This is a genomic window from Mucilaginibacter frigoritolerans (genome assembly GCF_007830615.1).
Taxonomy (GTDB): Bacteria; Bacteroidota; Bacteroidia; order Sphingobacteriales; family Sphingobacteriaceae; genus Mucilaginibacter; species Mucilaginibacter frigoritolerans.
Map to the genome: position 1 here is coordinate 709902 of NZ_VLLI01000001.1, position 11213 is coordinate 721114.

At 36.7% G+C, this 11213-nt stretch carries 5 protein-coding genes; all 5 read left to right on the forward strand.

The genetic code is table 11. The features are described from left to right. Positions 1-8 precede the first annotated feature (8 nt). The 5 genes from JN11_RS02975 (at position 9) to JN11_RS02995 (ending at position 10935) form a co-directional block, all read left to right on the forward strand. Positions 9-2396 carry an ABC transporter permease gene (locus JN11_RS02975; protein ID WP_144909467.1) on the forward strand — a complete coding sequence of 796 codons (2388 nt, stop codon included), beginning with the start codon at positions 9-11 and terminating at the stop codon, positions 2394-2396. A gap of 33 nt (positions 2397-2429) precedes the next feature. Then, entirely contained in the window at positions 2430-4853 is a 2424-nt protein-coding gene (locus JN11_RS02980) for an ABC transporter permease (protein ID WP_144909469.1), read from the forward strand. Positions 4854-4939: 86 nt separating this feature from the next. Further along, positions 4940-7306 carry an ABC transporter permease gene (locus JN11_RS02985; protein WP_144909471.1) on the forward strand — a complete coding sequence of 789 codons (2367 nt, stop codon included), beginning with the start codon at positions 4940-4942 and terminating at the stop codon, positions 7304-7306. A 92-nt stretch (positions 7307-7398) separates the two neighbouring features. Next, positions 7399-9789, forward strand: a complete 2391-nt coding sequence (locus JN11_RS02990; protein WP_144909473.1) for an ABC transporter permease — start codon at positions 7399-7401, stop codon at positions 9787-9789. 105 nt (positions 9790-9894) lie between these two features. Further along, positions 9895-10935 (forward strand): DUF4097 family beta strand repeat-containing protein, encoded by a 1041-nt coding sequence (locus tag JN11_RS02995; protein WP_144909475.1) that lies wholly within the window; start codon positions 9895-9897, stop codon positions 10933-10935. The last annotated feature ends 278 nt before the right edge of the window (positions 10936-11213 follow it).

Here is an 11213-nt window from a genome sequence, read left to right on the forward strand (position 1 = left end):
TAGTAGAAATGATATTTAACTACGTAAAAATTGCCTGGCGCAACCTGACAAAACAAAGGCTTTATAGTTTTATAAATATATCGGGTTTGGCTGTTGGACTGGCGGTTTGCATCATGATTATGATGTATGTAACTCATGAAATGAGTTATGATAAGTTTCATAAAAACAGCAAACGGATATTTATCCCGCACGCTTCGTTGAAATTAGGAGGAAGTACTATTAATATGGAGTACCTGAGTTTCGTATCAGGCCCCATGATTAAAGAGAGCCAACCGGTTGTTGAATCGTACGTTCGAACAATGGGTTATTTTAAGCCTGTAATTGTAAGTAAACCATCGGCTGGAAATGAAAAAATTTCAGAGGATAAATTATTATTTGCCGACCCTAATTTTTTCGACTTTTTTTCTTTTAAACTTATTTCAGGATCAGTTTCAGATGTATTAAAAAAGCCTTTTCAAATCGTTTTATCACACGATATGGCTTTGAAATATTTTGGTAGTCAGAGCCCTGTCGGTAAAACCATTGTTCTTAAAACAGATAGTACTTATACTTATCAGGTTACCGGAGTGGCAGAAAATTGCCCGTCAAATTCATCTATCAAATTTAATTTCGTAGCATCAAACTCAAGTTTAACAACTATGAAAGAGGCTCCCCAATATCTGGGTATGCAAAATATCGGGCCAGGTTCTTTTAATCTCTATTTATGCCTTAAACATACTGCAGATAGCGCGCTTTTAAGACGAAACCTGGATCTGATAGCAAAAAAAGATAAATCTTTTGATGAGGAAAAGTTTGCACTCTCAGCCCTTCCCGATGTTCATTTAAAATATAATTTCAGTGATTCTTCGAACATAAAGTACCTTAAAATATTCCCGGTTGTTGCTATTTTAATTTTGTTGCTTGCGTTGTTTAATTATATGAGCCTTTCAACCTCCAGGGCAACATTAAGGGCTAAAGAGGTTGGTGTGCGTAAGGTATCGGGTGCCTCTCGAAAAACTATTGCAGTTCAGTTTTATATTGAATCTGCATTATTTACCTGCATATCTTTTATAATCGGCTATTTATTATGTTATGCGTTTAAGCCATGGTTCTTAAACGTACTGGATCTTAAAATTGATAACTCATTTCTATATAGCCCTGTAGTATTATGCTTATTAGTGGCTTTGCTATTGCTAACTATTTTAATAGCCGGGAGTTACCCTTCGTTTGTGCTTTCTGCATTTAAACCGGTTGCTACACTTAAAGGCAAATTTAGTAAAGGTACAGGCGGAACCGTCATACGGAAAATATTTACCACGTTACAATTTACTATTTCTGTGGCGCTTATTATCTGCGGATTAATTATTAACAAACAGCTTTATTTTTTTAGGCATACAGATATCGGTATAAATAAAGATAACATCATTATGATACCGGTAAGCAATAGTTTTGGTAATAATTATCCTTCATTTAAGCAGGATGTCAGATCAATAGCTGGCGTAAGCGGTATAGCAACATCTCATTATGCCCTGTTTAAAGGATATGATATGTTTTTTTATTCGGGAAAAACAAAGAATGATAAAGGTGTTGCTCTGGCGTCTTTGGTGGTAGATAAAGATTTTATTACAACAATGGGGCTGCAATTAAAATACCCGTCGATAATGACCATAGATTTTTCAGGAAAAAACAAAGTTCTGATAAATGAAGTTGCCGCAGAACAATTGCATCTGCCTGTAGATCCGGTTGGAAGTAAGCTCAAATCTGGTGATAAAGTAGTTGGCGAATTTAAAAACTTCAATTTTGCTTCTCTTCAGTCAGCTATCTTGCCTTTAAGTTTGTCTATCGTGCCTGATTCATCTCATTATTTTAAAACAAATGGTTGTGTATTGTTTGCCAAAATAAATGCACATACTAACCTGCCGACTCTTATTAATGCTATTAAAAACAGGTACTCTAAGTACGACAAGAACACTCCGTTTAACTACTCTTTTGCTGACGATACCTTTAATGAACAATTTAAGGCCGAGGATCGCTTGGCGGCCATATTTGGTGTGTTTACCTATATAACAGTGATAATGGCAACATTGGGCCTTTTTGGCCTGGCTGCATTTACTATTGAACAACGCACTAAGGAAATAGGCGTTCGTAAGATACTTGGAGCGAGTGTTTTATCCATAAATTCACTGATTTCTGTTGATTTTTTAAAATTAGTGTTACTCGCTATCGTGATTGCTTCTCCAATAGGATGGTGGACTATGAATAGTTGGTTGCAGGGCTTTGCTTACCATATATCAATACAATGGTGGGTATTTGTAGTGGCAGCTTTAATAGCAATTATTACTTCGGTTGTAACTATAGGTTACCACTCATTTAGAGCAGCAATAGCCAATCCGGTTAACAGTCTCAGAAGCGAATAATTTAAACAAATAATATTACTAAACTAAAATATCATGATAAGAAACTACATTAAGACGGCTTTTCGTAGCCTGATGAAAAATAAGGGCTTTACCATTATTAACGTATTGGGGCTGGCTTTAGGTTTGGCCACTTGCCTGCTCATCGTATTTTACGTATTTGATGAGTTGAGTTATGATAGATACAATGAAAAAGCTGATCGCATTTATCGTGTAAATGATGATATTAAGTTTGGTGGAAACACCAACTCATATGCAGTATCACCCGCTCCTATGGCCGCTGCTATGAAAGCTGATTTTCCCGAAATTGAACAGATAGTTAGGTTTAGAGGTAAGGGCGGGAATCAGGTAAAAAAAGGTAATCAGAATATTGAGGAGGATATGATGATTTATGCAGATCCTTCTGTTTTTGATGTGTTTACATTACCTATGATCAGTGGCAGCCCAACAACTGCTTTAACCGAACCACACACCATCGTAATAACAGAACAGATTGCTCAAAAGTATTTTAATAAAACTAATGTGGTAGGGCAGGTATTAACCTTTAATGATACTGCTCAATATAAAATTACAGGGGTTATTAAAAACATCCCCCACCAATCGCATTTTCATTTTGATTTTTTTATCTCTATGTCAACACTTGCTGAAAGCAGAGACATTGCATGGTTAAGCTCAAATTTTAATACATACATCTTGCTCAAACCTGGCACTGATTATAAAAAATTGGAAGCTAAGTTCGATGCTTTTTATAAAAAGCATGCAGGCCCTCAACTGGAAGACATTCTTCATTTAAATTTTGCAAAGTTTGAGCAAGGTGGCAACTACATCCGCATCAATTTAATTCCAGTAAAAAAGATACACCTGTACTCCAACCGTGTAGCTGAGTTTGACGCTAATGGCAATATTGACTACGTATATATTTTTTCGGCTATAGCAATTTTTATCCTGCTGATTGCCTGTGTGAATTTCATGAACCTTTCAACTGCAAGGTCATCAAACAGGGCGAGAGAGGTTGGTGTTCGTAAAGTATTAGGCTCGGCACGCAAATACCTTATTGCCCAATTTTTAACAGAATCTATTATTGTTACCTTACTGGGTGCTGTGATCGCTGTTTTTGCAGCCTGGGCCCTGTTGCCATTATTTAACCAAATGTCGGGCAAAGAGCTAATCATAACCCCTCATATAGTAAGTTGGCTTATTCCTGCATTGTTTATTATTATAATAGTAATAGGTTGTTTGGCGGGCTCTTATCCTGCTTTGTTCCTCTCTGGTTTTAATCCTATTGATGTATTAAAAGGTAAGTTGGCAAATGGTTTTAAAGGTGGATTACTTCGTAGTTTCCTAGTTGTGTTTCAATTCGCCATCTCTATATTTTTAATTATTGGCACGCTGGTTATCTATAATCAATTAAAATTTATCCAAAATAAAGATTTAGGTTACAATCGTGATCATGTTTTAACCGTGGGAAATATAGGTGCTCTGGGTAATAGTGCAAATACGTTTAAGCAGGAAGTAAAACAAATTGCCGGTGTTACAGATGCTAGTTTATCGGAAGCTTTGCCTACCTGGGATTATGGTAATGGCACCACACTTTTTAAAGATCAGGCACCTGATCAAAAAAGGGCATTGAATACACAATTTTGGGGTATTGATGAGGATTATATCAATACACTTGGAATGAAAATTATTAAAGGACGGAATTTCTCAAAAGAAATGCTTACAGATTCAACCGGATTGATTATTAATGAAGCCGCAGCAAAAGTACTTGCATTTTCAAACCCGATTGATCAAAAATTGTATGCTCCGACGGATAACATGGTTAAAAATCTCAAAGCCTATCACATAGTTGGTGTAATAAAGGATTTTAACTTCAAATCGCTTCGCCTTAATGTTACGCCTTTGGTTTTTAGGCTTGATGGTGGCAGAGGGGCTTTTTGTGTCCGTGTTAACTCTGCAAATATACCCGCGCTATTGGCTCAAATTAAAAAAAGTTGGAGTGGAGTAGCACCTAATTATCAATTTGATTATTCGTTTTTAGATCAACAATTTGATTCGCTTTATCGTTCTGAACAACGTATAGGCACAATAGTTATAGCCTTTACGTCTCTCGCCATAATTATAGCTTGTTTGGGGCTATTTGGCCTTGCTGCCTATGCCGCAGAACAGCGCACCAAAGAAATTGGCATCAGGAAGATTTTGGGTGCAAATATGTCAACCATTGTAGGCATGCTTTCGAAAGATTTTATAGGCCTGGTAGCTATTGCCATTGCTATAGCGTCGCCTTTAGCCTGGTGGGCAATGAAACAATGGTTAGAAGGCTTTGCTTATCGCCAAAATATTCAATGGTGGGAATTGGCGCTGGCAGGAATAGCAGCAGTGTTTATAGCTTTCATTACTATTAGTTTTCAGTCTATAAGGGCAGCCTTGACTAATCCGGTAAAAAGCCTTCGAAGTGAATAATCTGCTAACTAAAATATTTAACTGATGCAACCTAAATACTAAAATACTACTCTTATTAAAGTTGATATTAAATTAAATTTTTATTTATGTTAAAAAACTACTTTAAAATCGCCTGGCGTAGTTTAAGAAAAAACCGCCTTTATAGTATTATTAACATTGGAGGCCTGGGCATTGGAATGGCTATAAGTTTTATGCTGCTCCTATACGTTTATAATGAATTTAGTTTTGATAAATTCAATACTAATGATGAGCGTTTATACCGGGTTTTGAGAAATCAGCCTAGTAATGGTGATATCATAACCAACTCGGCAACGCCGGTACCGCTGGCACCGGTCTTGATTAAGGATTTTCCGGAGATTGATAAAGTTGCACGAGCCAACTGGCCGGATGATAATCTTATAAATTATAATAATAAAGCTTTAAAGATAAGAACAATGGCGGCCGATGCCTCGCTGCTGGATATGTTCAGTTTTAAATTTATTTATGGCACAAGGCAAAGTGCATTGTCAGATATTTCGTCTATAGTGATCACCCAATCAGGTGCAAAAGCCATTTTTGGCGATGTCAATCCTGTTGGAAAAGTTATTAAGCTCAATAATCAATATCCATTAAAGGTAAGTGCGGTTATAAGCGACAACCCCTCTAATTCCTCCTTTGATTTTAAGGCCCTAATCTCCTGGCAAACACTGTCTGCCGAAGAAAAATGGATCAAAGATTCAGGCTGGGGAAATTATAGTTTCCTAACTTATGTAATGTTAAAACCTGGAGTATCGCTTGATGGACTTAAATCCAAAATGGCAAATGTTGTAGCTAAATATGATCCTCATAACAAAGAAAATAAGTTGTTCCTCTATCCATATGCCAAATTCCATTTATACAGTGATTTTAAAAATGGAGTTAATACAGGAGGCAGTATTGAATATGTGCGTTTGTTTTTAATGCTGGCTATTGGAATTCTTTTAATTGCCTGTATTAATTTCATGAATCTGTCAACAGCGCGTTCAGAGCGGCGTGCGCGGGAAGTTGGTGTGCGTAAGGCAATAGGTGCACGCCGTTTTTCTTTGGTAATGCAGTTTATGGGCGAATCAATGTTGATGGCTTTCGCCGCATTCTTGCTCTCAATCATATTGATTATTATATTAATTCCTGTTTTTAGTAATATTATTAATATAAAGCTCAGTGTTCCCTATAGTAATGTTTTTGCCTGGTTATCGGCATTGGGTGTAACCTTATTTACAGGTTTGGTTGCAGGTAGTTACCCGGCGCTTTTCCTCTCATCTTTTAGTCCGGTAAAGGTGCTTAAAGGACAGATTGTTAGTGCTAAATCAACGGTTACACCACGTAAAATATTGGTAGTAATTCAGTTTAGTTTCGCTATCTGTTTAATAATTTCAAGCATTTTTATTTATAAGCAGATAAACTATATCAGAAATCGCCCTGTTGGTTATGACCGTAGTGGGCTGGTTGAAATGCCTGTTGAAGGCAATATGGTAAAACGGTTTGAAAACTTCAGGCAGGATGCGATTAACGCTGGTGCCATTACTGAAGGGGCAATGACTTCTGGTAGCATCACCAATAATGGAAGTAGTTCCTGGGGTATTATCTGGCAAGGTCAATTACCCGGCGAAGATAAGCTGCCAATAGATCAGATTGCTGTTACTTATCATTTTATCAATACCTATGGTTTAAAACTGGTTGAGGGGCGCGATTTTTCTGTTGAATATCCATCAGACTCAGCAGCTATTATTCTTAATCAGGCGGCTGTACAATTAATGCGGTTTAAAAACCCTTTAGGACAGACTGTAAAATTTCAGGATAAAAATTGCAAAGTGGTTGGTGTAGTTGAGAATTTTGTTTGGGGATCGCCATATGAGCCTGTAAAGCCAGCAATTATAGGATTTATTAAAGATTGGACGGGCAGCATTGCCCTTAGGTTGAATCCTGCAAAATCCATTTCAAGCAGCCTGGCTATACTGCAAAACATTTATAAAAAATACAATTCGGAATACCCTTTTGAATACAAATTCACCGACGAATCATTTGCACGAAAGTTTAATCAGGAAAAGTTGTTAGGAACAATGTCAGCAGGTTTTACCTGCCTTGCTGTGATTATATCTTGTCTGGGGCTATTTGCGTTAGCGTCATTCTCTGCCGAACAACGGAAAAAAGAGATTGGTATCCGTAAAGTGTTAGGTGCTTCAACAGGAAATTTATGGTATAATCTATCACAGGAATTTGTAAGGCTGGTAATCATATCATTTCTTATTGGCTCTGCTATTAGTGTATACTACATTAATCAATGGCTGGCTAAATTTACCTATCATACTTCTGTTAGTTTGTGGGTGTTTTTAGCAACATTGATTATCAGTTTAACTATTTGCCTGGTTACCGTGAGCTGGCAGGCAATTAAAGCAGCGCTCAGTAATCCGGTAAACAGCTTGAAAAGCGAATAAGTTATTCATCATTTTTGAAAAACAACTTTACGGACAGCTAAACTATTTACCAGCGAGTTGAGTAATATTTTATTTAAGTGTAATAATACAACATGATAAAAAGCTATTTTAAAATTGCATGGCGTAACCTGCAAAAAAACAAATTGTACTCTTTTGTTAATATTATAGGTTTAACTACAGGAATTGTAAGCTGTTTGTTAATAGGCATTTATTTAAAGCATGAGTTGACCTATGACGGTTTTAATAAAAATGCCGATAAAATTGTGCGCGTTACCATGGAATATAACCACGGTGGAGGATCGCAAAAAATGGCCTGTACTGGTACAAAAGTGGGTCCTCAATTTAGCAGAATGTTTCCTGAGATTGTTGACTATGTGCGATTGTACAAAAGTTCAAAGATAGTTAAGCTCAATAATCAGTTATTTGAGGAAAATAATTTTTTGTATGCAGAGCCGTCCCTGTTTCAGATATTTTCATTTAAACTGAATAATGGAAGTATCGCCGACGCCTTGAGCTCGCCTGATAAGATGGTTATATCCCAAACAATTGCAAAAAAATATTTCGGTGATGAAAATCCGGTTGGGAAAACTTTAAAAGCCGGAGATAAGAATTACACAGTTTCGGCTGTTGCCGCTGACGCTCCTTCAAATTCACAGTTTAAATTTGATTTTTTAGTTCCCTTTAGTACACTCAATCAGGCAAAAAAAGAGCAATACTATGGTGCCAACTATATAACTTACCTGCTGCTTAAAAATAAAGACCAGATACAACCTTTGCAACAAAAGATAAACGGCTATATGAAAACGGTTGACAAAGAAGAGCTTAAATTGCCCGATGGCCAGTTTTTAGCTTTTTACCTGGAGCCGTTAAAAAGGGTTCATTTATATTCAAACCTTCCGGGCGATATGGAACCAGCAGGCAGCATCGTTTACGTATATGTTTTGATTGTAGTAGCTCTGCTAATTTTAATTATTGCATGTGTAAACTACGTTAATCTTTCAGTTGCCCAATCTGCAGGGCGTGGGGCTGAGATCAGCATCCGTAAAGTTATGGGAGCAGCCCGATCTCAACTGTTTACGCAGTTTATTGGAGAGGCATTGCTGGTTACTTTTATTGGGGTTGTTTTAGCAATTGGTATTTCTTGTATTGCATTATCGTACTTTAACCAGTTATCGGGAATTCAGTTTAAATATGGAGCTTTTTTTGATCCCGAAATTATAATCAGTGTAATTGTATTAGCCATAGTTATGGGATTAGCCGCGGGGATTTATCCTGCGCTACTGTTATCTAATGCCAAACTATCAAAAATATTAAAAGCCGGTTTTTCTTTTACTTCCGGAAAAGGAACACGGAAATCGTTGATTATTTTTCAATTTGTTATCTCCATATTTCTGATCATCACTACGGTGGTAATATTACAGCAGCTATCATATATCCGCAATAAAGACATTGGTTATAATAAAAGCGATGTAGTGGTTTTACCTATTGGTTATAATAATATGAGTATGACGCGTATAAACGAACTTAAAAAAGAAATACGCAATACTCCCGGTGTTGAAAGTGTAGCCACTGCAAATAACGAACCTGTAAATGTAATGTGGGGTGATGCGATAAAAACTGATGATGGAAAAAGTTTAACTGTGAATGCTTTACCTATGGATGAGGACTTTATAAAAACCCTCCAGTTGAAAATAATTGCCGGTAAAGATTTTGATCATACGGATGTTTTGCAGATGGATACTACTAACAATTATAAAAATTTCCATTATTCGTTTATATTGAATGAAACGGCAGTAAGGGCCTTGGGGTGGACTCCGGAACAGGCTATTGGAAAGAAAATTTCAAAAGATTTACCCGGAACAATAAAGGCAGTTGTTAAGGATTTTAATTTTAAATCATTTCATAGTACCATTAGCCCATTACTTATATTTTTAGATTATTATCAAACCGGAGATCTGTTTGTGAGGATAACAGGTAAAAATACTTCAAATACAATTGGAGCAATTGAAAATATTTGGAAGCAACGGGTGCCGGAACGGCCATTTGAATACAAATTTTTAGATGACGATTATGATGCGCTTTACCGTAATGAACAACGTACGGCAAAAGTTTTTACAACTTTTTCAGTGTTAGCGATATTACTTGCTTGCCTTGGGTTATTCGCCATTACTGCTTTCTCTGTAGTACAAAGAACCAAAGAAATTGGTATAAGAAAAGTACTTGGCGCTAATATATCGTCTATCGTTTTGCTGATCTCAAAAGACTTTTTGTTGATGGTTTTTATTGCTATGATAATTGCTTCGCCTGTTGCATGGTTCATGTCAAATAAATGGCTTCAGGATTTTGCATACCGGATTCATATCAATGCCTGGATATTTATTGTAGCTGGCTTAGCTTCCCTGGTAATAGCAGCGGTTACAATAAGTATTCAGGCAATTAAAGCAGCTTTGGCTAATCCGGTAAACAGTTTAAAAAGCGAATAGTTAACCTGCCAGCAACTTTTTTATTAATAACAATATTTTTCGATTAGATGCAACGCAACGAATAAATGGCGTGTCTATTATATAAACTAAATAAAATATAAAGAGATGAAAAAGTATTTATTGCTGTTATTTATCGCCTGCCAAAGCTCTGTTCTTTTAGCGCAGGATTGGAATAAAACCCCTTACGAAACTAAATCGCTATCAAGTGACGCCATAAAAGATGTTTATGTAGAAACTTCAGGTGGCAGTATTGCTGTTAGCGGTGCAGCCGGCGAAGCACCACGAGTTGACGTTTTTGTACATGGTAACAATAACCAGGAGCTTTCTAAAGACGAAATTAAAAAAAGACTGGATGAAGATTATAAGCTGGAAATTTCGGTAAGCAACCATGAACTGCATGTTTTAGCAAAAAGAAAACATGATGGTGGGATTAACTGGGATTGGAGAAGACAATTGAGTATTTCTTTTAAAATATATGTACCTAAAAATGTGGATACTCATTTAGGAACCAGTGGTGGCAGTATTCATCTTGACAATTTATCAGGTAATGAAAACTTTAGCACCAGTGGTGGCAGTTTACATGTAGATGCTTTAACAGGATTAATTAAAGGAGAAACATCAGGCGGTAGCATTGAAGTGTCTAATTCAGGTAATGATATTAACCTGGAAACCAGCGGAGGTAGCATCCACGCCAGCAATTGCCACGGAAAAATAAAGTTAGAAACCTCTGGCGGTTCATTACATCTTGATGATTTGAAAGGATCAATAAATGCAAATACCAGCGGCGGCAGCATTCAGGCCAATAGCATTGAAGGCGAATTAATTACAGGTACTTCTGGCGGCAGTGTCAATTTAACAAGAATGGCCTGCAGCCTTGAAGCTTCAACAAGCGGTGGTAGCATGCATGTAGATATGGATCAGGTAGGCAAATATGTAAAATTAGACGTTAGCGGTGGCCACGTCGACTTAAAATTGCCTGCAAATGTTGGAATGAACCTGAATCTTTCTGCTGATAAAATAAATTCAGTATCAGTAAAAAACTTTAGCGGCGAGTGGGAAAAAACACATATTAAAGGAAGTATAAACGGTGGTGGCATTCCAGTTAATGTTGACGCCAGCGGCAGTCTTAATCTGACCTTTAATTAACAGAATAAATAAGATTTTCATTTAGGGTAAGCGGTACTCCTGGTTCTTTTAGCGTAAAGAACTCTGGAGGCCGCTTTTTATTTTTGATATATTATCCAAATACTAGACTTTCTATTTATATAACTCTAAATAAGCCATCCTAATGCGCATGGTTATCACTATCAAAAGCTAGTGTATCATAATCGAACACAAGGTGTTACGACATCGGACAGTTTTAATTGTGGTTCTATCTTAATTAATTGATTATTAGTTTGTTAATTGTTTGGTATGGGTTTTAA